Source organism: Pseudomonas palmensis, from assembly GCF_049942755.1.
Classification (GTDB): domain Bacteria; phylum Pseudomonadota; class Gammaproteobacteria; order Pseudomonadales; family Pseudomonadaceae; genus Aquipseudomonas; species Aquipseudomonas palmensis.
The window spans coordinates 837,727-860,951 of the sequence record NZ_CP187958.1 but is presented as its reverse complement, the minus strand read 5'-3'; the positions used below and the strand labels follow the sequence as shown (position 1 = coordinate 860,951).

Annotated in this window: 19 protein-coding genes; 16 read left to right on the top strand and 3 right to left on the bottom strand. The window is 63.4% G+C overall.

The features are described from left to right. Nucleotides 1-21 precede the first annotated feature (21 nt). From dnaE to ispD, 8 genes are all read left to right on the top strand, one after another. Complete coding sequence (gene dnaE, locus ACPRTJ_RS04055) at nucleotides 22-3,543, top strand: DNA polymerase III subunit alpha (RefSeq protein WP_058541490.1); 3,522 nt, start codon at nucleotides 22-24, stop codon at nucleotides 3,541-3,543. Nucleotides 3,544-3,649: 106 nt separating this feature from the next. Continuing rightward, a complete protein-coding gene (locus ACPRTJ_RS04050) occupies nucleotides 3,650-4,597 on the top strand; it encodes an acetyl-CoA carboxylase carboxyltransferase subunit alpha (RefSeq protein ID WP_043863266.1) in 948 nt (315 codons plus the stop codon). Between the two features lie 63 nt (nucleotides 4,598-4,660). Then, complete coding sequence (gene tilS, locus ACPRTJ_RS04045; RefSeq protein WP_426428180.1) at nucleotides 4,661-5,944, top strand: tRNA lysidine(34) synthetase TilS; 1,284 nt, start codon at nucleotides 4,661-4,663, stop codon at nucleotides 5,942-5,944. Between the two features lie 271 nt (nucleotides 5,945-6,215). After that, nucleotides 6,216-7,844 carry a CTP synthase gene (locus ACPRTJ_RS04040; protein ID WP_043863268.1) on the top strand — a complete coding sequence of 543 codons (1,629 nt, stop codon included), beginning with the start codon at nucleotides 6,216-6,218 and terminating at the stop codon, nucleotides 7,842-7,844. Nucleotides 7,845-7,847: 3 nt separating this feature from the next. Further along, entirely contained in the window at nucleotides 7,848-8,693 is an 846-nt protein-coding gene (kdsA, locus tag ACPRTJ_RS04035; protein ID WP_043863269.1) for a 3-deoxy-8-phosphooctulonate synthase, read from the top strand. A gap of 155 nt (nucleotides 8,694-8,848) precedes the next feature. Beyond that, nucleotides 8,849-10,138: a phosphopyruvate hydratase gene (eno, locus tag ACPRTJ_RS04030; protein WP_043863270.1), complete on the top strand. Its 1,290-nt coding sequence runs from the start codon at nucleotides 8,849-8,851 to the stop codon at nucleotides 10,136-10,138. Nucleotides 10,139-10,298: 160 nt separating this feature from the next. Further along, on the top strand, nucleotides 10,299-10,577 hold the full coding sequence (ftsB, locus tag ACPRTJ_RS04025; RefSeq protein WP_043863271.1) for a cell division protein FtsB: 279 nt from the start codon (nucleotides 10,299-10,301) through the stop codon (nucleotides 10,575-10,577). After that, the gene (gene ispD / locus ACPRTJ_RS04020; RefSeq protein ID WP_054914996.1) at nucleotides 10,574-11,284 is read left to right on the top strand and encodes a 2-C-methyl-D-erythritol 4-phosphate cytidylyltransferase; all 711 of its coding nucleotides are present in this window, start codon (nucleotides 10,574-10,576) and stop codon (nucleotides 11,282-11,284) included. The genes ftsB and ispD overlap by 4 nt, the downstream gene beginning before the upstream one ends. A gap of 95 nt (nucleotides 11,285-11,379) precedes the next feature. Here the strand turns inward: ispD and ACPRTJ_RS04015 are convergent, their stop codons facing one another. After that, nucleotides 11,380-12,276, bottom strand: a complete 897-nt coding sequence (locus ACPRTJ_RS04015; protein ID WP_043863273.1) for a LysR substrate-binding domain-containing protein — start codon at nucleotides 12,274-12,276, stop codon at nucleotides 11,380-11,382. A gap of 106 nt (nucleotides 12,277-12,382) precedes the next feature. Here ACPRTJ_RS04015 and ACPRTJ_RS04010 point away from each other — a divergent pair, with 106 nt between their 5' ends. From ACPRTJ_RS04010 to rpoS, 8 genes are all read left to right on the top strand, one after another. Further along, nucleotides 12,383-13,495: an S-(hydroxymethyl)glutathione dehydrogenase/class III alcohol dehydrogenase gene (locus ACPRTJ_RS04010; protein WP_426428177.1), complete on the top strand. Its 1,113-nt coding sequence runs from the start codon at nucleotides 12,383-12,385 to the stop codon at nucleotides 13,493-13,495. Nucleotides 13,496-13,503: 8 nt separating this feature from the next. Further along, the gene (gene fghA / locus ACPRTJ_RS04005) at nucleotides 13,504-14,352 is read left to right on the top strand and encodes an S-formylglutathione hydrolase (RefSeq protein ID WP_229589592.1); all 849 of its coding nucleotides are present in this window, start codon (nucleotides 13,504-13,506) and stop codon (nucleotides 14,350-14,352) included. Between the two features lie 76 nt (nucleotides 14,353-14,428). Beyond that, nucleotides 14,429-14,902, top strand: coding sequence for a 2-C-methyl-D-erythritol 2,4-cyclodiphosphate synthase (gene ispF / locus ACPRTJ_RS04000; protein WP_043863276.1), 474 nt, complete (start codon nucleotides 14,429-14,431; stop codon nucleotides 14,900-14,902). Then, on the top strand, nucleotides 14,899-15,957 hold the full coding sequence (gene truD, locus ACPRTJ_RS03995) for a tRNA pseudouridine(13) synthase TruD (protein WP_043863277.1): 1,059 nt from the start codon (nucleotides 14,899-14,901) through the stop codon (nucleotides 15,955-15,957). Before ispF ends, truD begins: the two co-directional genes overlap by 4 nt. Then, nucleotides 15,945-16,694, top strand: coding sequence for a 5'/3'-nucleotidase SurE (surE, locus tag ACPRTJ_RS03990; protein WP_043863278.1), 750 nt, complete (start codon nucleotides 15,945-15,947; stop codon nucleotides 16,692-16,694). Before truD ends, surE begins: the two co-directional genes overlap by 13 nt. Further along, nucleotides 16,694-17,371, top strand: a complete 678-nt coding sequence (locus ACPRTJ_RS03985) for a protein-L-isoaspartate(D-aspartate) O-methyltransferase (protein ID WP_162484879.1) — start codon at nucleotides 16,694-16,696, stop codon at nucleotides 17,369-17,371. The genes surE and ACPRTJ_RS03985 overlap by 1 nt, the downstream gene beginning before the upstream one ends. 173 nt (nucleotides 17,372-17,544) lie before the next feature. After that, nucleotides 17,545-18,405, top strand: a complete 861-nt coding sequence (locus tag ACPRTJ_RS03980; RefSeq protein WP_043863279.1) for a peptidoglycan DD-metalloendopeptidase family protein — start codon at nucleotides 17,545-17,547, stop codon at nucleotides 18,403-18,405. 108 nt (nucleotides 18,406-18,513) lie between these two features. Beyond that, on the top strand, nucleotides 18,514-19,521 hold the full coding sequence (gene rpoS / locus ACPRTJ_RS03975; protein WP_054914992.1) for an RNA polymerase sigma factor RpoS: 1,008 nt from the start codon (nucleotides 18,514-18,516) through the stop codon (nucleotides 19,519-19,521). Nucleotides 19,522-20,056: 535 nt separating this feature from the next. Here rpoS and fdxA read toward each other — a convergent pair. Together fdxA and mutS are read right to left on the bottom strand one after the other, a co-directional pair. Beyond that, nucleotides 20,057-20,380 carry a ferredoxin FdxA gene (gene fdxA, locus ACPRTJ_RS03970; protein WP_043863281.1) on the bottom strand — a complete coding sequence of 108 codons (324 nt, stop codon included), beginning with the start codon at nucleotides 20,378-20,380 and terminating at the stop codon, nucleotides 20,057-20,059. Between the two features lie 139 nt (nucleotides 20,381-20,519). Continuing rightward, nucleotides 20,520-23,087 carry a DNA mismatch repair protein MutS gene (gene mutS / locus ACPRTJ_RS03965; RefSeq protein WP_054914991.1) on the bottom strand — a complete coding sequence of 856 codons (2,568 nt, stop codon included), beginning with the start codon at nucleotides 23,085-23,087 and terminating at the stop codon, nucleotides 20,520-20,522. Nucleotides 23,088-23,225: the final 138 nt, after the last annotated feature.

The window sequence follows — 23,225 nt, the reverse complement described above, 5'->3', positions numbered from 1 at the left end:
TTGTGCTGCTATAGGATCATCATGTCGGCTTCTTTCGTTCATCTTCGCCTGCACACCGAATTCTCGCTGGTCGATGGCCTGGTGCGGATCAAGCCGCTGGTCAAGGCCCTGGCCGGGATGAACATGCCGGCGGTGGCCGTCACCGACCAGAGCAACATGTGCTCGCTGGTCAAGTTCTACAAGACCGCCATGGGCAGCGGGATCAAGCCGATCTGCGGGGCCGACCTGTGGCTGTCCAACGCCGACCCCGACCTGCCGCTGTCGCGCATCTGCCTGTTGGCGATGAACGCCAAGGGCTACCGCAACCTCACCGAGCTGATCTCCCGTGGCTGGATGGACGGCCAGCGCAATGGCGTGGTGGTCATCGAACGCGAGTGGATCGCCCCGGCCAGCGAGGGCCTGATCGCCTTGTCGGCGGCCAGGGAAGGCGATATCGGCATGGCACTGCTGGGCAACAACCCGCAGGAAGCCGAGGCCCTGCTGCGCGACTGGATGGCGATGTTCCCCGATCGCTTCTATGTCGAGGTGCAGCGCACCAACCGCAGCGGCGACGAAGAGTACCTGCACGCCGCCGTGGCCCTTGCCGACCGCCTGGGCGCGCCGCTGGTGGCCACCAACGACGTGCGCTTCATCAAGCAGACCGACTACGACGCCCACGAAACCCGGGTGTGCATCGGCGAAGGCCGTGCCCTGGACGATCCGCGGCGTTCGCGCAACTACAGCGACCAGCAGTACCTGAAAAGCCCGGAAGAAATGGCCGAGCTGTTCAGCGACCTGCCCGACGCCCTGGCCAACACGGTCGAGATCGCCAAGCGCTGCAACATCGAGGTGCAGCTGGGCAAGCACTTCCTGCCCGACTTCCCCACGCCCAACGGCATGGGCATCGACGAATACCTGCGCCATGTGTCCCATGAAGGCCTGGAAGAGCGCCTGGCGGTGCTCTGGCCCAAGGACACCACGCCCAACTATGAAGAGAAGCGCCAGGTCTACCTCGACCGGCTGAAGTTCGAGCTGGACATCATCATCCAGATGGGCTTCCCCGGTTACTTCCTGATCGTTATGGACTTCATCAAGTGGGCCAAGAACAACGGCGTGCCGGTAGGTCCGGGCCGGGGGTCGGGTGCCGGCTCGCTGGTGGCCTACGTGCTGAAGATCACCGACCTCGACCCGCTGGCCTACGACCTGCTGTTCGAACGTTTCCTCAACCCTGAACGGGTCTCGATGCCCGACTTCGACGTCGACTTCTGCATGGACGGTCGCGACCGCGTGATCGAGTACGTGGCCGATGCCTACGGGCGCAATGCGGTGAGCCAGATCATCACCTTCGGCACCATGGCGGCCAAGGCGGTGGTGCGTGACGTGGCGCGGGTGCAGGGCAAGTCCTACGGCCTGGCCGACCGCCTGTCGAAGATGATTCCGTTCGAAGTCGGCATGACTCTGGAGAAGGCCTACGAGCAGGAGGAAATGCTGCGCGACTTCCTCAAGACCGACGAGGATGCCAAGGAAATCTGGGACATGGCCCTCAAGCTCGAGGGCGTTACCCGGGGCACCGGCAAGCACGCCGGTGGCGTGGTCATCGCGCCGACCAAACTCACCGACTTCTCGCCGATTGCCTGTGACGAAGAGGGCGGCGGCCTGGTAACCCAGTTCGACAAGGATGACGTGGAGGCGGCCGGCCTGGTGAAGTTCGACTTCCTCGGCCTGCGTACCCTGACCATCATCAAGTGGGCGATGGAGACGATCAACCGCGAGCAGGCCAAGGCCGGCCTGCCGGACCTGAACATCGACTTCATCCCGCTGGACGACAAGAAGACCTACGACCTGCTGCAGAAGGCCGAGACCACTGCGGTGTTCCAGCTCGAGTCGCGCGGCATGAAGGAGCTGATCAAGAAGCTCAAGCCCGACTGCCTGGAAGACCTTATCGCACTGGTGGCGCTGTTCCGCCCGGGCCCGCTGCAATCGGGCATGGTGGACGACTTCATCAACCGCAAGCACGGCCGCGCCGAGCTGGCCTACCCGCACTCCGACTACCAGTACGAAGGCCTCAAGCCGGTACTGGCGCCGACCTACGGCATCATCCTGTACCAGGAACAGGTGATGCAGATCGCCCAGGTGATGGCCGGCTACACCCTCGGCGGTGCGGACATGCTGCGCCGGGCGATGGGCAAGAAGAAGCCCGAGGAAATGGCCAAGCAGCGTGGCGGTTTCATCGAAGGCTGCGCCACCAACAACATCGACCCGGACCTGGCGGGCAACATCTTCGACCTGGTGGAAAAGTTCGCCGGTTACGGTTTCAACAAGTCCCACTCCGCCGCCTACGGCCTGGTGTCGTACCAGACCGCCTGGCTCAAGACCCATCACCCGGCCGCGTTCATGGCTGCGGTACTGTCGGCGGATATGCACAACACCGACAAGGTGGTGACCCTGATCGAGGAAGTGCGCAGCATGAAGCTGCGCCTCGATGCACCGGATGTGAACACCTCCGACTTCAAGTTCACGGTCAACGACGACGGCCGCATCGTGTATGGCCTGGGCGCGATCAAGGGCGTGGGCGAGGGCCCTGTCGACGCGATCGTCGAGGCGCGCAGCAGCGGGCCGTTCAAGGACCTGTTCGACTTCTGCGAGCGGGTCGACCTCAAGCGCATCAACAAGCGCACCCTCGATGCATTGATCCGCAGCGGTGCGCTGGACCGCCTGGGGCCGTTCTTCCACGACGAAATCAAGGCCTACCAGGCCAACATCGACCGTAACCGCGCGGTGCTGCTGGGGGCGATGGAAGAGGCGATCAAGTCGGCCGAACAGACCGCACGCACCCACGACAGCGGGCACTCGGACCTGTTCGGCGGGTTGTTCGTGGAGGCCGACGCCGACGTCTATGCCAACCACCGCAACGCCCGCGAGCTGACCCTCAAGGAACGCCTGCGCGGCGAGAAGGACACCCTGGGCCTGTACCTGACCGGCCACCCGATCGACGAGTACGAAGGCGAGATCCGCCGTTTCGCCCGTCAGCGCATCATCGACCTCAAGCCGGCCCGCGATACCCAGACCGTGGCCGGCATGATCATTGCGCTGCGCGTGATGAAGAACAAGAAGGGCGACAAGATGGGCTTCGTGACCCTTGACGACCGCTCCGGGCGCATCGAGGCGTCGCTGTTTGCCGATGCGTTCATGGCCGCGCAGCCTTTGCTGCAGACCGACGCGATGGTGGTGGTCGAAGGGGAGGTCAGCAATGACGACTTCTCCGGTGGCCTGCGCCTGCGGGTCAAGCGCGTGATGAGCATGGAAGATGCACGTACCAACCTGGCCGAAAGCCTGCGCCTGAAGATCCATGCCGACGCCCTCAAGGGCGACCGCCTGGCGTGGCTGGGCGAGCTGTTCAAGCGCCATCGTGGCGCGTGCCCGATCAGCATGGAATACACCGGCAACGATGCGCGCGCCCTGCTGCAGTTTGGCGAAGGTTGGCGCATCGACCCCGCGGACGGACTGATTCAGGCCCTGCGTGACCAGTTCGGGCGTGAGAACGTCTTCCTGCAATATCGATGAATTGATGAATTTTTAATCTCGACCTGAATGCGCCTGATCCCTTAAGGTAGGGCGCCAAACGGATCAACCGGCCGGCCGCCTGGCCGTCGACCCAAGACGGATGCCTATGAACCCGAATTTTCTGGATTTCGAACAGCCGATTGCTGACCTGCAAGCCAAGATCGAAGAGCTGCGCCTGGTCGGCAATGACAACTCGCTGAACATCGGCGATGAAATCGCCCGTCTGCAAGACAAGAGCAGCACGCTGACCGAGAGCATTTTCGGCAACCTGACCAGCTGGCAGATCGCGCGCCTGGCGCGTCACCCGCGTCGTCCGTACACCCTGGACTACATCGACCACATCTTCACCGAGTTCGACGAGCTGCATGGCGACCGCCACTTCTCCGACGACGCCGCGATCGTTGGCGGCATCGCCCGCCTGGACGACCAGCCGGTGATGGTGATCGGTCATCAGAAAGGCCGTGAAGTGCGCGAGAAGGTACGCCGCAACTTCGGCATGCCACGCCCTGAAGGCTACCGCAAGGCGTGCCGCCTGATGGAAATGGCCGAACGCTTCAAGATGCCGATCCTGACCTTCATCGACACCCCGGGCGCCTACCCTGGCATCGACGCCGAAGAGCGCAACCAGAGCGAAGCGATTGCCTGGAACCTGCGCGTGATGGCTCGCCTGAAAACGCCGATCATCGCCACCGTGATCGGCGAAGGCGGTTCGGGCGGTGCACTGGCCATCGGCGTTTGCGACCAGCTGAACATGCTGCAGTACTCCACCTACGCGGTGATTTCGCCGGAAGGCTGCGCCTCGATCCTGTGGAAGACTGCCGAGAAGGCTGCTGACGCAGCCGAAGCGATGGGCATCACGGCCGAGCGCCTCAAGGGCCTGGGTATCGTTGACAAGGTGATCGGCGAACCTCTGGGCGGCGCACACCGTGACCCGGCGGCAGCCTCGGCCAACATCCGCGCTTCGCTGATCGAGCAGTTGGACATGCTCAAGGCGTTCGACAACGACGCGCTTCTCAAGCGCCGTTATGATCGCCTGATGAGCTACGGGCTCTGATCTGAACTCATCGGTGGCCCTTTCGCTTCTGTAGGAGCCGGCTTTGCCGGCGAAGGGCCACCGATGATCGACCTGCGCAACACCCTGTCCCCCTGGCACCAAGCTACCGGCTGGTGCGTCGCCCTCTCTGGCGGCCTCGACTCCACCGTCCTGCTGCACCTGCTGGCCCAACAGCCGACTGCGCCCCTTCGTGCCCTCCATGTCCACCACGGTCTGCAAGCCGCTGCCGATGCGTGGCCGGCCCACTGCCAGCGCCTGTGCGACAGCCTGGGCGTACCGCTGGACATCATCCATGTGCACGTCGCCCCTGGCGCCAGCCTGGAGCAGGGCGCCCGGGACGCGCGCTATGCAGCCTTCGCCCAGGCCCTGCGCCCGGGCGAACTGCTGCTGACCGGCCAGCACCGCGACGACCAGGCCGAGACGCTGCTGTTTCGGCTGTTGCGCGGGGCCGGCCTGCGTGGCCTGTCGGGGATGCCGGCGCAGCGGGCGCTGGGGCAGGGCAGCCTGCTGCGACCCTTGCTGGATACCCCGCGTGATGAACTGCTGGCCTACGCCACCGCGCATGGCCTGCATTGGATAGAAGACCCCAGCAACGATGACACCCAGTTCTCGCGCAACTACCTGCGCCACCAGGTGCTGCCGGCGCTGACCCGACGCTGGCCCCAGGCGGCGCGCAGCCTGGCGCGCAGCGCCGCGCACCTGGCCGAGGCGCAGGGCCTGCTCGATGAAGTGGCGCAGCAGGACCTCGCACAAGCCTCGACCCCTGATGCCTTCGCCTGGTTGGGCTGCCCGTCGCTGGATCTGGAGGTGCTGCGCCAACTGTCCCCGGCACGCCAGCGCAACGCCCTGCAGTACTGGCTGGCGGCGCGCACGCGCCTGCCGGACACCCGCCACTGGTCGGGTTGGGAAGACCTGCGCGATGCCGGCGGCGAAGGGCGTCCTGTATGGCGTCTGGCCGATGGCGAGCTGCACCGCAGTGGCCTGCGTATCTACTGGCTGGATGCGCACTGGCTCACGCCGCCGGCGCAGCCGGGGCCTTGGCTCGACCCGCGCCAGCCGCTTGCACTGCCCGGCAATGGCCAGTTGACACTCAGCGGCAGGTTGCCGCAGGGCCCGCTGCAGGTGCGCTATCGCCAGGGCGGCGAGAGGATGGCGGTCGAGGGTAGAGGCCATCGCGACCTCAAGCGGTTGCTCAACGAGCGCCAGCTACCCTTGTTCGCCCGCCAGCGCGTGCCGCTGCTGTACCGCGACGGGCAGTTGCTGGCGGTGGCCAACCTGCCGGGGCTGGGGCTTGCCGACGGGCAACTGCACTGGTGCGTACCGACAAGCGCGCAAGGTTTGAGATGAAAGGGACATTCCGGTAGACTACGCTCCCTTCTTGATACAACTTCTGTGACTTCAGCTGAATCACGGCAGTTGCCGATTACCAAGCAGTTTTTTGCTGGGCGATTCTAAAAATGTTTAGCGAGCTCCTTACCGGGTTTTCAACCCCCGGTCTGACCAGGCGCGGCAGTTTTTTAAGATGCACTGTGATTGACGCAGGTGATCGGGGGCTTCGGCCTTCCTTCGCTTTCCCCGGCGGCACTGACCGCTTTAACGCAGACTTCTAGGGTTTTTCATGACGCGCTACATATTCGTCACGGGCGGTGTTGTTTCTTCATTGGGGAAAGGCATTGCCTCGGCTTCATTGGCGGCCATCCTGGAGGCGCGGGGGCTCAAGGTCACCATGCTCAAGCTGGACCCGTACATCAACGTCGACCCGGGCACCATGAGCCCGTTCCAGCACGGTGAAGTGTTCGTCACCCACGACGGCGCCGAGACCGACCTGGACCTGGGCCACTACGAGCGGTTCATCCGCACGACCATGACCCAGAACAACAACTTCACCACCGGCCGCGTGTACGAGCACGTGCTGCGCAAGGAGCGCCGTGGTGACTACCTGGGTGCCACCATCCAGGTGATCCCGCACATCACCGACGAAATCAAGCGCCGCATCATCAAGGGCGCCGGCGATGCCGACGTGGCCATGGTCGAGATCGGCGGTACCGTGGGTGACATCGAGTCGCAACCGTTCCTTGAGGCCATCCGCCAGCTGCGCTTCGAAGTGGGCGCCAAGCGCGCGATGCTGATGCACCTGACCCTGGTGCCGTACATCGCCACCGCCGGCGAGACCAAGACCAAGCCTACCCAGCACTCGGTCAAGGAGCTGCGCTCCATCGGCCTGCAGCCGGACGTGCTGGTGTGCCGTTCCGATCACCCGATCGACAGCTCGTCGCGCCGCAAGATCGCGCAGTTCACCAACGTTGAAGAACGTGCGGTGATCGCGCTGGAAGACGCCGACACCATCTACAAGATCCCGGGCATCCTGCACTCCCAGGGCCTGGACGACTTCGTCGTCGAGCGTTTCGGCCTGCAGTGCGGCAGCGCCGACCTGTCCGAGTGGGACGCGGTGGTCGATGCCAAGCTCAACCCCGAGCACGAAGTCACCATCGCCATGGTCGGCAAGTACATGGAGCTGCTCGATGCCTACAAATCGCTGATCGAAGCGATGAGCCATGCCGGCATCAGCAACCGCACCAAGGTCAACCTGCGCTACATCGACTCCGAAGACATCGAGAACCAGGGCACCGGCCTGCTCGAAGGCGTGGACGCCATCCTGGTACCGGGCGGTTTTGGCCTGCGCGGCGTGGAAGGCAAGATCACTGCCGTTCAGTACGCTCGCGAGAACAAGGTGCCTTACCTGGGTATCTGCCTGGGCATGCAGGTGGCGGTCATCGAATTCGCCCGCAACGTGATGGGCTGGAAGGACGCCAACTCCACCGAGTTCGATCGCGCCAGCGGTCACCCTGTGGTGGGCCTGATCACCGAGTGGGAAGATGCCACCGGCGCGGTCGAGACCCGTACCGAAGCCTCGGACCTTGGCGGCACCATGCGTCTGGGCGCCCAGGAGTGCCAGCTGCAAAGCGGCTCCAAGGTGCACGACTGCTACGCCAAGGACGTGATCGTCGAGCGTCACCGTCACCGCTACGAGGTCAACAACAACCTGCTGCCGCAACTGATCGAGGCGGGCCTGGTGGTCTCGGGTCGTTCCGGCGACGGCGCACTGGTCGAAGTGGTCGAGTCCAAGGACCATCCGTGGTTCGTGGCCTGCCAGTTCCACCCGGAGTTCACCTCTACCCCGCGTGACGGCCACCCGCTGTTCAGCGGCTTCGTCAAAGCTGCATTGGCTCAAAAGAACAAGGCCTGATCCATGACCCAGAAGATCATTCGCGTCGGTAACATCGAGATCGCCAACGACAAGCCGTTCGTCCTGTTCGGCGGCATGAACGTGCTGGAATCCCGTGACCTGGCCCTGAAGGTCTGCGAAGAGTACGTGCGGGTTACCGAGAAGCTCGGTATCCCCTACGTGTTCAAGGCCAGCTTCGACAAGGCCAACCGTTCGTCGATCAACTCCTACCGCGGCCCTGGCCTGGAAGAGGGGATGAAGATCTTCGAAGAGATCAAGCGCACCTTCAACGTGCCGGTGATCACCGACGTGCACGAGCCGCACCAGGCGCAGGCCGTGGCCGACGTGTGCGACATCATCCAGCTGCCGGCCTTCCTGTCGCGCCAGACCGACTTGGTGGTCGCGATGGCCAAAACCGGCGCGGTGATCAACATCAAGAAGGCGCAGTTCCTCGCACCCCAGGAGATGAAGCACATCCTGAGCAAGTGCGAAGAGGCCGGCAACGACCAACTGATCCTCTGCGAGCGTGGTTCGAGCTTCGGCTACAACAACCTGGTGGTGGACATGCTCGGCTTCGGCATCATGAAGCAGTTCGAGTACCCGGTGTTCTTCGACGTGACCCATGCCCTGCAGATGCCGGGTGGTCGCGCCGATTCCGCAGGTGGCCGCCGTGCCCAGGTCACCGACCTGGCCAAGGCCGGCCTCAGTCAGGGGCTGGCGGGCCTGTTCCTCGAGGCCCACCCGGACCCTGACAATGCCAAGTGCGACGGCCCGTGCGCCCTGCGCCTGGACAAACTGGAGCCATTCCTGGCCCAGCTCAAGCAACTGGACGAACTGGTCAAGAGTTTTCCGACGGTAGAAACCGCGTAAACCTCGATTCTCCGGTAAAGTACCGCCCGTTCATCCCCTGACCCCCGGGTCAGGGGCTTGTCCTCGTCAGGCCTGCCCGTGCGCCGACCGCCTGTGACGGACCCGGTTTTTTTCTCAGCTGCGTTGTTTTCGTCAATTCTGGAGTGCTTACAACAATGGCAAAAATCGTCGACATCAAAGGTCGTGAAGTTCTCGATTCGCGCGGTAACCCTACCGTCGAAGCGGACGTACTGCTCGACAACGGCATCATCGGCAGCGCCTGTGCGCCGTCGGGTGCTTCCACTGGCTCGCGCGAAGCGCTGGAGCTGCGTGATGGCGACAAGAGCCGTTACATGGGCAAGGGCGTACTGAAGGCCGTCGCCAACATCAACGGCCCGATCCGCGACCTGCTGCTGGGCAAGGACCCGGTCGAGCAGAAAGCGCTCGACCTGGCGATGATCAAGCTCGACGGTACTGAAAACAAAGGCAACCTGGGCGCCAACGCCATCCTCGCCGTGTCCCTGGCTGCCGCCAAGGCCGCTGCACAGGACCAGGACCTGCCGCTGTACGCGCACATCGCAAACCTCAATGGCACCCCTGGCCAGTACTCGATGCCGGTCCCGATGATGAACATCATCAACGGCGGCGAGCACGCCGACAACAACGTCGACATCCAGGAGTTCATGGTGCAGCCGGTCGGCGCCAAGACCTTCTCCGACGCGCTGCGCATGGGCACCGAGATCTTCCACCACCTCAAGGCAGTACTGAAGGCCCGTGGCCTGAACACCGCCGTGGGTGACGAGGGTGGTTTCGCACCTAACCTGGCTTCCAACGAAGACGCGCTGTCGGCCATCGCCGAAGCCATCGCCAACGCCGGCTACACCCTGGGCACCGACGTGACCCTGGCGCTGGACTGTGCGGCCAGCGAGTTCTACGAGGACGGCAAGTACAACCTGTCCGGTGAAGGCAAGTCGTTCGACGCAGCCGGTTTTGCCGACTACCTCAAGGGCCTGACCGAGCGTTTCCCGATCATCTCGATCGAAGACGGCCTGGACGAGTCCGACTGGGCTGGCTGGAAGATCCTGACCGACAAGATCGGCGACAAGGTGCAACTGGTCGGTGACGACCTGTTCGTGACCAACACCAAGATCCTGAAGGAAGGCATCGACAAGAAGATCGCCAACTCGATCCTGATCAAGTTCAACCAGATCGGCACCCTGACCGAAACCCTGGAAGCCATCCAGATGGCCAAGGCCGCCGGTTACACCGCGGTGATCTCGCACCGTTCGGGCGAAACCGAAGATTCGACCATTGCCGACCTGGCCGTGGGTACCGCTGCCGGCCAGATCAAGACCGGTTCGCTGTGCCGCTCCGACCGCGTCTCCAAGTACAACCAATTGCTGCGTATCGAAGAGCAACTGGGCAGCAAGGCTGTGTACCGTGGTCGCGGCGAGTTTCGCGGCTAAGCCAGAGATGGTAAAAAGGCCGCAGTGTGAGGCTGAAAGACGCAGCTAATCTTTCAGCAACCCTGTGCAGCAAGTGCTTTCCCCACAAAGCCTGGCTTCGGTCAGGCTTCGTGCCATCAGCCCCTTGTGCACGGGCGGCCTTTTTCCAGTGGATACCCTGATGCGTAGTCCCTATTGGTTGTTCCTCGTCTTGCTCCTGTTGCTGGGTGGCCTGCAGTACCGTCTGTGGGTGGGCAACGGCAGCCTGGCCCAGGTTGCCGACCTCAAGCAGCAGATCGCCGACCAGCACGCTGAAAACGAGCGTCTGCTGGAGCGTAATCGCGTGCTTGATGCCGAAGTGCTGGAGTTGAAGAAAGGTATGGAAACCGTCGAAGAACGCGCTCGTCATGAGCTGGGTATGGTCAAGGAGGGTGAAACCCTCTACCAGTTGGCCCAATGACGGCGTCCCTGCCTGCCTTCTGGGCAGTGATTCCTGCCGCGGGTGTTGGTGCCCGCATGGCGGCCGACCGTCCCAAGCAGTACCTGCAACTGGGCGGGCGGACGATTCTCGAGCATAGCCTCGACTGTTTTCTCGACCATCCATGCCTCAAGGGCGTGGTGGTCAGCATTGCTGCCGACGACCCTTACTGGCCGGGCCTGGCCTGCGCCAGCGATACGCGCATCCAGCGTGCGGCAGGTGGGCGCGAGCGTGCCGATTCGGTGCTCAACGCCTTGCTGCTGCTGCATGCCCAGGGCGCGGCCGACAACGACTGGGTGCTGGTGCACGATGCGGCGCGGCCGAACCTGGCGCGCGACGATCTCGACCGCCTGCTGGGCGAGCTGGCGAATGACCCGGTGGGCGGGCTGCTGGCGGTGCCGGCGCGCGACACGCTCAAGCGTGCCGATGCCAACGGGCGGGTAAGCGCCACCATCGACCGCAGCACGGTGTGGCAGGCGTACACCCCGCAGATGTTCCGCCTGGGGGCATTGCACCGTGCGCTGGCAGACAGCCTGGTGGCGGACGTGGCTATCACCGACGAGGCGTCGGCCATCGAATGGTCGGGGCAGGCGCCGCGGCTGGTCGAAGGGCGCAACGACAATATCAAGGTGACGCGACCGGAAGACCTGGAGTGGCTGAGGCAGCGCTGGGCCAATCGCGGCAATTGACCGCGGTGGCCCATTCTCTGGCAAGCCAGCCTTGCACAAGGGACTGCAGTACGTTCAAGGGCGGGTGAACTGCCTGTGGGAGCCCGCGACGTTTTCTACACGCTGCGGTACTCAGGCAGCTGTCCCAACTTCTCCCTCAGATAATCCACCAGCTTGCGCACCTTCGGCGACAGGTGCCGCTGTTGCGGGTACAACGCCCACACCGCCGTATTCGGCGGCTGATGCGCTTCAAGCAGCGACACCAGCGCGCCACTGCCCAGATGCTCCAGCACGTAGTAGTCCGGCAACTGGCACAGGCCCATCCCCTGCAGCGCCGCATCCAGCACCGCCTGCCCGCTGTTGCAGCGCCAGTTGCCCTGCACCCGCTGACTGATTTCCCGGCCCTCCTGCTGCAAGGCCCAGATATCCGTGCTGCCGATCAGGCAGTTGTGCCGCGCCAGCTCCGACACGCTGTGGGGCCGCCCATAGCGCTCCAGGTACGCTGGCGAGGCGCACAGGTACATGCGCCGTGGGGCCAGGCGTGCCGCCACCAGGCGTGACTCCTGCAACCGACCCAGGCGAATCGCCATGTCCATGCCTTCGTGCAGCAGGTCGAGGGTGCGGTTGGTCAGCTCGATGTCCACCCGCAACTGCGGATACTGCGCCATGAAGCGGGTGACCAGCGGCACGATGAAGCGCTCGCCATAGGCCACCGCACAGGTCATGCGCAGCAGCCCCTTGGGCTCGCTGGTCAGGTCGCCTATGGCGCGCAGGGCCTCTTCGCGGCCATCCTGCAGGCGCTGGCAGTGCTGAAGAAAGGTCTGCCCGGCCTCGCTCAAGGTCACCTTGCGCGTGCTGCGGTACAAAAGGCGCGTCTGCAGGCGATCTTCCAGGCGCGCCACCGCACGGCTCACGTGCGACGACGATACCCCCAGGCGTTCGGCTGCCGCAGTGAACTGGCCCGATTCGGCCACCGCGACGAATTCGTCGATCCCTTCCCAGCGGCTGCTCATCGATTATCCCTGCATGGCAATAATGTTTTGTGTTTGGCTCGATTATTAATCAAAAGACGATGAATTACACTTCACGCCTGAACTGAAACCTTTGTGGAGAACCTTGATGATCAAGTCCCGTGCTGCCGTTGCCTTCGAAGCCAAGAAACCGCTGGAGATCGTCGAAGTCGACGTGGCCATGCCCAAGGCCGGCGAAGTGCTGTTGCGCGTGGTCGCCAGCGGCGTCTGCCACACCGACGCCTACACGCTGTCGGGCGCCGACCCGGAAGGCATCTTCCCGTCCATCCTGGGCCATGAAGGCGGCGCCATCGTCGAGGCCATCGGTGAGGGCGTGACCTCGGTGGTGGTGGGCGATCACGTGATCCCGCTCTACACCCCGGAATGTCGCCAGTGCAAGTTCTGCAAGTCGGGCAAGACCAACCTGTGCCAGGCCATCCGCGCGACCCAGGGCAAGGGCCTGATGCCCGACGGCACCACCCGTTTTGCCTACAAGGGTCAGCCGCTGTTCCACTACATGGGCACCTCGACCTTCTCCGAATACACCGTGCTGCCGGAAATTTCCGTGGCCAAGATCCAGAAAGAGGCCCCGCTGGAGAAGGTGTGCCTGCTTGGTTGCGGCGTGACCACCGGCATCGGTGCGGTACTCAATACCGCCAAGGTCAAGCCGGGTGACACCGTGGCCATCTTCGGCCTTGGCGGCATCGGCCTGTCGGCCGTGATCGGTGCGGTCAAGGCCAAGGCCAGCCGCATCATCGCCATCGACATCAACCCGGCCAAGTTCGAGATCGCACGCCAGCTGGGTGCCACCGACTGCATCAACCCCAAGGACTACGATCGCCCGATCCAGGAAGTGATCGTGGACCTGACCGATGGCGGCGTGGACTTCTCGTTCGAGTGCATCGGCAACGTGCAACTGATGCGTGCGGCCCTGGAGTGCTGCCACAAGGGCTGGGGCGAGTCGGTGATCATCGGCGTCGCCGGTGCCGGCCAGGAGATCGCAACGCGTCCGTTCCAGCTGGTCACCGGCCGCGTCTGGCGCGGCTCGGCATTCGGTGGCGTGCGTGGTCGCACCGAGCTGCCAAGCTATGTGGACATGGCCGAGCAGGGCGAGATCCCGCTGGACACCTTCATTACCCACACCATGGGCCTGGAAGACATCAACAAGGCCTTCGACCTGATGCATGAAGGCAAGAGCATCCGCAGCGTCATCCACTTCTGAGGTCTGCCATGAGCCTGGAAAACATCTCCTGCCAGAAGAGCTTCGGCGGCTGGCACAAGCGCTACCGGCACCGCTCCAGCGTGCTGGGGTGCGACATGGTGTTTGCCGTTTACCTGCCGCCGCAGGCGGAGCAGGGCGGCAAGCTGCCGGTGCTGTACTGGCTGAGCGGGCTGACCTGCACCGACGAGAACTTCATGCAGAAGGCCGGCGCGCACAAGCTTGCCGCCGAGCTCGGCCTGATCATCGTGGCGCCGGACACCAGCCCGCGCGGGCCACAGGTACCGGACGACCCGGACGGCGCCTGGGACTTCGGCCTGGGCGCGGGGTTCTATCTCAATGCCACCGAACAGCCGTGGGCCGAGCACTACCGCATGCACGACTACGTGGTGGATGAGCTGCCGGCACTGGTGGAGGCGCATTTCCCGGCCTCCGCTGCGCGCAGCATCAGCGGTCACTCCATGGGTGGGCACGGCGCGCTGGTGTGCGCCTTGCGCAACCCCGGGCGCTATGTGTCGGTGTCGGCGTTCTCGCCCATCGGCAACCCGATGGACTGCCCCTGGGGCCAGAAGGCGTTCGGTCGCTACCTGGGCGAGGAGCGTTCGCGCTGGCGCGAATGGGATGCCAGCGTACTGATCGCGCAGGCGCAGGAAACGCTGCCGCTGCTGGTCGACCAAGGCGATCGCGACGACTTCCTGCAAACCCAGCTCAAGCCCGAAGTGCTGGCCCAGGCCGCGCAGGCGGCTGGCTACCCGCTGACGTTGCGCCTGCAGCCTGGCTACGACCACAGCTACTACTTCATCGCCAGCTTCATCGATGACCACCTGCGCCACCATGCGGCGGCATTGGGGCGGGCGTAGGGCTAGTCCTACAAATAAGCCAAACCCCCGGCAAAGCAGGTAGAATCACGCCCTGACTCAATCAGGGCGTTTTTTTATGCGTATTGGCCACGGCTACGATGTGCACCGCTTCGCGGAAGGCGATTTCATCACCTTGGGTGGGGTGCGCATTGCGCACAAGTTCGGCCTGCTGGCCCATTCCGACGGCGATGTGCTGCTGCACGCGCTGAGCGATGCACTGCTGGGCGCCGCCGCGCTGGGTGACATCGGCAAGCATTTCCCCGATACCGACCCGCAGTTCAAGGGCGCCGACAGCCGCGTGCTGCTGCGCCACATCCTGTCGATCATCCATGCCAAGGGCTGGAAGGTGGGCAACGTCGACGCCACCATCGTGGCCCAGGCACCCCGGATGGCCGCGCACATCGAAACCATGCGTACCCTGATCGCCCAGGACCTGCAGGTCGAGCTCGACCAGGTCAACGTCAAGGCCACCACCGAAGAGAAGCTCGGCTTCACCGGCCGTGAAGAAGGCATCGCCGTTCACGCCGTCGCGTTGTTGCTGCGCGCATGACCGAACTCGAACTGCTCGGCCCGCAGGCAGCCGGGCCGGCGCTGGGCAGCGCCATCCTCAAGGCCACGGCCGAAGATTTCCAGGTCGATGAAGTGCTCGACATTCCCCTGTCGGGTGAAGGCGAGCACTTGTGGCTGTGGGTCGAGAAACGCGACCTCAATACCGAGGAGGCCGCCCGCCGCCTGGCCCGCGCCGCCGGCGTACCGCTGCGCACCGTGAGCTATGCCGGCCTCAAGGACCGTCAGGCGCTGACTCGCCAATGGTTCAGCCTGCACCTGCCGGGCAAGGCCGACCCTGACCTGAGCGCGGCTGAAAACGAAACCCTGAGCATCCTCAGACACACCCGCCACTCGCGCAAACTCCAGCGTGGCGCGCACTCGGCCAACGGCTTCACCCTGCGCCTCACAGCGCTCAGCGCCGATCACCAGGCCCTGGACGCGCGCCTCGAGCAATTGCGCATACAAGGCGTGCCCAACTACTTCGGCAGCCAGCGCTTCGGCTTTGCGGGCGGCAACGTGCACGATGCGCGCCAGTGGGCCGAGCGCAAGGCCCTGCCCGAGCAGCGCAATGTGCGCTCGCGGCTGCTGTCCAGCGCACGTAGCTACCTGTTCAACCGGGTGCTGGCCGAGCGGGTTGCCGATGGCAGCTGGCAACAGGCTCAGGTCGGCGACCTGCTGGCGTTCACCGACAGCCGCAGCTTTTTCGCGGCGGGCGAGGCCGAGTGCAGCGATCCGCGCCTGGCAATACTCGACCTGCACCCTACCGGGCCGCTGTGGGGCGAGGGCCTGCCGGCCACCAGTGGGGCAGGCGGTGCGATCGAGCAACGCGTGGCCGAACAGGAGGCAGCCCTGTGCCAATGGCTGGGCAATGCCAACCTCAAACAGGAACGGCGCATTCTGCGGCTGCCCATTGGCGGCTTGACGTGGCATTATCCCGAGCCTGATATCCTGCAACTGGAATTCGTCCTTCCGGCCGGATGCTTCGCCACCGTGGTGGTGCGCGAACTCGTCGATCTGGTGCCGGCAGGGCAGACGGACAGCCCATGCGTATTCTGATTTCGAACGACGACGGGGTCACCGCACCCGGTCTCGCCGCGCTGCATGCTGCGCTGGCGGATTATGCCGAGTGCGTGGTGATTGCCCCGGACCAGGACAAGAGCGGCGCCAGCAGTTCGCTGACGCTCGACCGCCCGCTGCATCCGCAGACCCTGGCCAACGGCTACATCAGCCTCAACGGCACACCGACCGATTGCGTGCACCTGGGCCTGAACGGGCTGCTGGAGCATCCGCCGGACATGGTCGTCTCGGGTATCAACCTGGGCGCCAACCTGGGCGATGACGTGCTTTACTCGGGCACGGTCGCCGCGGCGCTGGAAGGTCGATTCCTGGGGGGCACCTCGTTTGCCTTCTCGTTGCTCTCGCGCCTGCCGGACAACCTGCCCACTGCCGCCTATTTTGCGCGCAAGCTGGTCGAGGCGCATGCAAGCCTTGAGCTGCCACCGCGCACCGTACTCAATGTGAACATTCCCAACCTGCCGCTGGAACACATCCGTGGCATCCAACTGACACGCCTGGGGCATCGTGCACGTGCGGCGGCGCCGACCAAGGTGGTCAACCCGCGGGGCAAGGAAGGCTACTGGATCGCGGTGGCCGGCGACGCCGAGGATGGCGGCCCGGGTACCGATTTTCACGCGGTGATGCAGGGCTATGTCTCGATCACCCCGCTACAGCTTGACCGCACCTTCAACGATGCCTTCGACCGTCTCGAGGGTTGGCTGGAGGGGCTGCTCTGATGCGAGAGCCGGAGGATCTGATGCGCCATGGTATCGGTTTTACTTCGCAGCGAACCCGTGAACGGCTGATCCAGCGTTTGATCGAGGAAGGCATCAAGGACCAGCGAGTGCTCGAGGCCTTGCGCAACATCCCGCGGCACATGTTCGTCGACGAGGCGCTGTCGCACCGTGCGTATGAAGATACCGCGCTGCCCATCGGCAACAACCAGACCATCTCGCAGCCGTTCATGGTCGCGTACATGAGCGAGGTGCTGCTGGAGGACGGTCCGCTGGACAAGGTGCTGGAGATCGGCACCGGGTCTGGCTACCAGACCGCAGTGCTGTCCAGGCTGGTGGAGCGGGTGTTCTCGGTAGAGCGCATCAAGCCCCTGCAGGACCGCGCCAAGGAACGGCTGGTCGAGTTGAACCTGCGCAACCAGGTGTTCCGCTGGGGCGACGGTTTCGAGGGGTGGCCGGCACTGGCCCCCTACAATGGCATCATCGTCACCGCCGGCGCACCCGAAGTGCCCCAGGCCTTGCTCGACCAGCTGGCACCGGGCGGGCGCATGGTGATACCGGTGGGCGCCAGTGGCGAGACACAGCAATTGCTGTTGATAGTGCGCGAAGAACAGGGCTTCTCGCGGCGCAAACTGTGCGACGTACGCTTCGTGCCGTTGCTCAATGGCACATTGAGCTGAGTCGATTTTTTCGCGGGCGTCGAATTCCCGGTGCATTGCCGGGTCTATGGGGCGTGCGGTTTCTTGAACGATCGCACAACCTGGCAAGCAGTTGATCTGCATTGCCTGTGCGCTCGGTTATAATTGCAACAATATTGCATTCCTACATCGGTCACCACATAAGGGAGCGGCGGGTGAGTCACACAGTCATTCGGCAGCGCATGGGTCTATCGAGCTTAAAGCTTCTGGTGATTGCACTCGCCTTGGGAACCCTGGTTTCAGGGTGTTCCAGTTCATCTTCGAGCAGCGTGCGGGTGGTCGACCGCAACAGCGCCGCGCCCAAGCGCCCGGTGGTCACTACGGGGCAGTACGTGGTTCGCCCGGGCGATACGCTGTTCTCGATTGCCTTTCGCTACGGCTGGGACTACAAGGAGCTCGCTGCGCGCAACGGTATCCCGGCGCCCTATACCATCCGGCCCGGCCAGGCGATCCGCTTCGGCTCCGGCACGGCTACCAGCAGCGGCTCGCGGGTCGTCACCTCCACCTCGCCCTCCAGCAAGACCACGGTCACCCGTCGTCCGGCAGGTACCCCGGCACCGGCAAAAACCACGTCTCCAGGCGGTACCAGCGCGCCGCCCGTCGTCGCCACCACCCCCGTCCAGGTGCCGGCTTCGGAGCGTTCGGCCGGTGGCTGGGCATGGCCGGCCAACGGTGTGCTGATTGGAAAATTCGCTTCAAACGGTAGTTTGAATAAAGGCATTGATATCGCCGGTGATTTGGGACAGCCTGTTTTTGCTGCGTCGGATGGTTCCGTTGTGTACGCCGGAAGTGGCTTGCGGGGCTACGGTGAACTGGTAATCATCAAGCACAGCGATACCTACGTCAGTGCCTACGGTCACAACCGCAGGCTGTTGGTTCGGGAGGGACAGCAGGTCAAGGTTGGGCAGACAATTGCCGAAATGGGGTCCACGGGCACCGACCGGGTGAAGCTTCACTTCGAGATTCGCCGCCAGGGCAAACCTGTAGATCCGTTGCAATTCCTGCCACGTCGTTGATAAGCATGTACCCGGCCTGTTCCTTCGCGTAGTGGGGACAGGCTCAGCGTTGCCAAGGATAAAGGCGCCGCTTGAGTCTGAGTTCGAACTCAGCAAAGGACTATAACAATGGCTCTCAGTAAAGAAGTGCCGGAGTTTGACATCGACGATGAGGTGCTCCTTATGGAAACCGGCATCGTTTTGGAAACGGATGTGGTGTCAGACGAACCTGCTGTATCTCCGGTTCGGACCCGGGCCAAACAAGGCTCACCGCTCAAACAGCACAAGTACATCGATTACACTCGAGCACTTGATGCAACTCAGCTCTACCTCAACGAAATCGGCTTTTCGCCCCTGCTTTCCCCGGAAGAAGAAGTTCATTTTGCGCGTCTGTCGCAAAGTGGCGACCCTGCCGGGCGCAAACGCATGATCGAAAGCAACCTGCGCCTGGTGGTGAAGATTGCGCGCCGCTACGTCAACCGCGGGCTATCGCTGCTTGACCTGATCGAAGAGGGCAACCTGGGCCTGATTCGCGCAGTCGAGAAGTTCGACCCCGAGCGTGGGTTCCGTTTCTCGACCTACGCCACCTGGTGGATCCGGCAGACCATCGAACGCGCCATCATGAACCAGACGCGCACCATTCGCCTGCCGATCCATGTGGTCAAGGAACTGAACGTCTACCTGCGTGCAGCACGCGAGCTGACCCAGAAACTCGATCACGAGCCGTCACCGGAAGAGATCGCCAACCTGCTGGAAAAACCCGTAGGCGAGGTCAAGCGCATGCTCGGCCTGAACGAGCGCGTGTCTTCGGTGGACGTTTCACTGGGCCCGGACTCGGACAAGACCCTGCTCGATACCCTCACCGACGATCGTCCCACCGACCCTTGCGAGCTGTTGCAGGACGACGACCTGTCCCAGAGCATCGACCTGTGGCTGAGCGAACTGACCGACAAGCAGCGTGAGGTGGTGATTCGCCGCTTTGGCCTGCGCGGGCATGAGAGCAGCACCCTGGAGGATGTTGGCCTGGAGATTGGTCTTACCCGGGAGCGGGTACGTCAGATCCAGGTGGAGGGCCTCAAGCGGCTGCGGGAGATCCTGGAGAAGAACGGTCTGTCCAGCGAGTCGCTGTTCCAGTAACTGCGACGGCTGTGAAAAGGCGCCTCGACCCCGTCGAGGCGTTTTTGTTCGTGGCTGTCTCAAGCGCTAAGACACGCGCAGAAACACCGATACCACGGCGGCAACCTTTCCCGGTTGCATATTGTTATTGGATTTGTAGGTTATCGCTTACAAGATCCGTAAGCCTTTACATCAAGAGGGTGTAAATTCCAGTCGGTTTTGACGTGGTATTTTGTCTAAACAATTGATATTGAAAGAGTTTATTTTAAGGTGGCGTCACCTTCCGGACTTTTTTTGAGAGCTTTTACCAGTTGCTCTGCCGGCTGCAGGGGATAGTATCTGAACTGTGTCTACGGACTGACACAGGTTCTCAAGGATGAGCGCCAAGGACATCGCGGGATGCGATTCATCAGGATGATGATAGGGAATACAGGGACTACGGAAAAAAATGTGGGCGGGTCATACCGCCCCTTTTTTTTGCCTGCGAAAAAGTGGCTGGCCCTGCAGCGAACATAAAAAAGGCCCCGAAGGGCCTTTTTCATTGATCCGGCGTCGATCAACGCTCCAGATCTGCAATCTTGCCCGGCTTGCCATCCCACTCTGCAGCGTCTGGCATCGAATCCTTCTTCTCGGTGATGTTCGGCCAGATTTCGGCCAGCTCGGCGTTGAGCTCGATGAAGTTTTCCATGCCGGCCGGCACTTCATCTTCCGAGAAGATCGCAACGGCGGGGCACTCAGGCTCGCACAGTGCACAGTCGATGCACTCATCCGGGTGAATGACCAGGAAGTTCGGGCCTTCGTAGAAGCAGTCCACCGGACAGACTTCTACACAGTCGGTGTACTTGCACTTGATGCAGTTGTCGGTGACGACGAAGGTCATTTCTAATTTTCTCCTCAGGCGACGGCAGCGTTCCCTTCCAGACAGGGCCGCTCGGTTCGGTAGGTCGGCAGCGAGCCAGGCTAATAACTCGCTGCCCCGCCGAACCGCGCGGGATTCTATCAGTTTGTGCGATGGGGCGTTATAACAGAGTCTTTAGTGTATAGAGCATTTCGATAGCTTGGCGTGGCGTCAGGTTGTCCACGTCGAGCTTGCCGATCTTCTCGATCACCGGATGCGGCAGGCTGGCGAACAGGTCGCTCTGGTGCGGCGTGCTGGGCGCTCCAGGGCTTGCTGGCGCGGTTTCGTGGGGCAGGCTGTTGGTTTCCAGGCGGCCCAGGTGCTCGCGGGCTCGCTGGATCACCGGTGCCGGCACGCCTGCCAGTTGTGCCACTGCCAGGCCGTAGCTCTGGCTGGCAGGCCCTGGCAGCACATGGTGCAGGAACACGATGCGTTCGTTGTGCTCGGTAGCGTTCAGGTGCACGTTGGCCACCAGCGGCTCGCTTTCGGGCAGCACGGTCAGTTCGAAGTAGTGCGTGGCGAACAGCGTGTAGGCGCGCAGCTGGGCCAGGCGCTCGGCGGCGGCCCAGGCCAGCGAGAGGCCGTCGAAGGTACTGGTGCCGCGGCCCACTTCGTCCATTAGTACCAGGCTGCGTTCGGTGGCGTTGTGCAGGATGTTGGCGGTTTCGCTCATCTCCACCATGAAGGTAGAGCGCCCACCGGCCAGGTCGTCGCTGGAACCGATACGGGTGAAGATGCGGTCCACCAGCGACAGCTCGCAGCTGGCGGCCGGCACGAAGCTGCCGATATGCGCCAGCAGCACGATCAGTGCGGTCTGGCGCATATAGGTGGACTTACCACCCATGTTCGGGCCGGTGATCACCAGCATGCGCGTGTTGTCGTCCAGGCCCAGGTCGTTGGCCACGAACGGCGTGGTCAACACCTGCTCGACCACCGGGTGGCGACCCTGGCTGATGCGCATGCACGGTTCGTCGACGAATGTCGGGCAGTTGAGGTCAAGGTTCAGCGCACGCTCGGCCAGGTTGCTGACCACATCCAGTTCGGCCAGCGCCGCGGCGGTGTCCTGCAGCGGGGCCAGGTGGCCGATCAGGGTTTCGAGCAACGCATCGTAGAGCATCTTCTCGCGCGCCAGGGCGCGGCTCTTGGCCGACAGCGCCTTGTCTTCAAACGTCTTGAGCTCTGGGGTGATGAAGCGCTCGGCGCCCTTGAGGGTCTGGCGGCGGATGTAGTCGGCCGGCGCCTGTTCGGCCTGCTTGCTCGGCAGCTCGATGAAGTAGCCATGCACGCGGTTGTAGCCGACCTTGAGGTTGGCAAGGCCCGTGCGGGCCTTTTCGCGGGCTTCGAGGTCGATCAGGAACTGCCCGGCGTTCTCGCTCATCGACAGCAGGTCGTCGAGCTCGGCGTCATAGCCGACCTTGAGCACGCCGCCATCACGGATCACCGCAGGCGGGTTGTCGATGATCGCCTTCTGCAGCAGGTCGGCCAGTTCCGGGTAGGTACCGGCGATGGCCGCCAGGCGCGCCAGGTGCGGTGCCTCCAGCTCGGCCATGGCGTTCTGCAGTTCAGGCAGCGCGCCAAGCGCGTCGCGCAGGCGCGCCAGATCCCGTGGGCGAGCATTGCGCAGGCCGATACGGGCGAGAATCCGCTCGATATCGCCGATGTCCTTCAGTTGCGGTTGCAGCTTCTCGAAGCGGTAGCCGTCGAGTAGGCAGCGAATCGAGCTCTGGCGGGCCTGCAGCACCTTCAGGTCACGCAGCGGCCGGTTCAGCCAGCGGGTCAGCAGGCGGCTGCCCATGGCGGTCTGACAGCGGTCGATCACCGATTGCAGAGTGTTGTCGCGGCCCCCGGCCAGGTTGACGTCCAGCTCCAGGTTGCGCCGGCTGGCGCCGTCGAGCACCACGGTGTCGTCCAGCCGCTCGTGCTTGAGGCTGCGCAGGTGCGGCAGGGCGGTGCGCTGGGTTTCCTTGGCGTAGGCGAGCAGGCAGCCGGCGGCGCCGATGGCCAGGGTCAGCTTCTCGCAGCCGAAGCCCTTGAGGTCCTGGGTTGCGAACTGCTGGCACAGGCTCTTGCGCGCCGAGTCACGGTCGAAGTCCCATGGTGCGCGGCGGCGCGAGCCACGGCGCTTCTCGGCGGGCAGGCCCTGGGGCCAGTCGTCGGGGATCAGCAGCTCCACGGGGTTGACCCGCTCGAGCTCGGCCAGCAGGTTTTCCCAGCCCTTGAACTCCTGCACGGTGAAGTTGCCGCTGGTGATATCCAGCACGGCCAGGCCGAACAGGCGTTCGTCACCCAGTACGGCGGCGATCAGGTTGTCGCGGCGCTCGTCGAGCAGGGCTTCGTCGCTGACCGTGCCTGGGGTGATGATGCGCACCACCTGGCGTTCCACCGGGCCCTTGCTGGTGGCCGGGTCGCCGATCTGCTCGCAGATCACCACCGATTCGCCCAGCTTCACCAGCTTGGCCAGGTAGCCTTCGGCGGCGTGGTAGGGGATACCGCACATGGGGATCGACTGGCCCGCTGACTGCCCGCGGGCGGTCAGGGTGATATCCAGCAGTTTGGCGGCCTTCTTCGCGTCTTCGTAGAAGATCTCGTAGAAATCGCCCATGCGGTAGAACATCAGCTGGTCCGGGTGCTGGTTCTTCAGCTTCCAGTACTGCTGCATCATCGGGGTGTGTGCGGAAAGATCGCTCATTACAGAAACTTGGCTCGCAGTGTCGTTTAGACCAAAGGCAGCGGGCAATGGTACAGGGATTTTTTCCCCGTTGCCGGGCCTAACGCTGCGCAGCGACCTTTTGCCTCTGGTATTGTGTTAATGCATATTTGAATTTGC